General features: G+C 50.5%; 1 protein-coding gene. It reads right to left on the bottom strand.

Features of this window, described 5'->3' with window-relative positions; translation table 11 throughout:
- Positions 1-134 precede the first annotated feature (134 nt).
- On the bottom strand, positions 135-275 hold the full coding sequence (locus ENTHG_RS25890) for a hypothetical protein (protein WP_237567432.1): 141 nt from the start codon (positions 273-275) through the stop codon (positions 135-137).
- Positions 276-622 lie beyond the last annotated feature (347 nt).

The raw sequence follows: 622 nt of genomic DNA, 5'->3' as shown, positions 1-622 counted from the left end.
AAATATGATCCTCAGCACAATATTAGGCTGACCGGTCTGCAGCAGTTCTTCCAGCTCACGCAATTCGTCTTTTGCATCCTGCAACCGGTCGGAATACTGGCCAGCGGGGCTTCAAAATACTGCTGCTGTGCAGCCTATTCCATCCAGTCCTTAAACCAGCTGTATTCCTGAACGGCAGTATCCCACTCAGGAGTACCTTCCTCTGCTTCTGGATAATTAAGCGTAATCCATTTATTTGCGCGTTCTTCCTGCATTTCAAACAGCAGTTCTTTCATACTTCCCATTTACACCTCACCCATCAGCAATAGAAATCCCGTCAGGACTGGTCCGGCATAAAACGGCCCGGCTCAAACGGCCAGCGGTCTCCCCCAGAATATCCTTCGATCCATTCCAGCTGCCTCTGGTTAAAGTACAGGTGATAGCACTGACGGGCGCAGACAGTGATGCAGCCGTCAAACCCGGTCACGATAAGTTCATCGCCGTTATCCGGCCAGCGGAGCAGACTGCTCTCAGCGGAGATCTCGTAAAAAGTACATTCACTGTCCAGGTCTTTAGTTTGCTATTCAGATTCAGTTGCACCGTCCGGCATCCGGTAGCGAAACGTGACCGTGTCAAACATTCT

Source organism: Phytobacter massiliensis JC163 (assembly GCF_000321045.1).
In the GTDB taxonomy this organism is placed as follows: Bacteria; Pseudomonadota; Gammaproteobacteria; order Enterobacterales; family Enterobacteriaceae; genus Phytobacter_A; species Phytobacter_A massiliensis.
The sequence above is the reverse complement of the archived record's forward strand: the minus strand, read 5'-3'. Positions and strand labels throughout refer to the sequence as shown.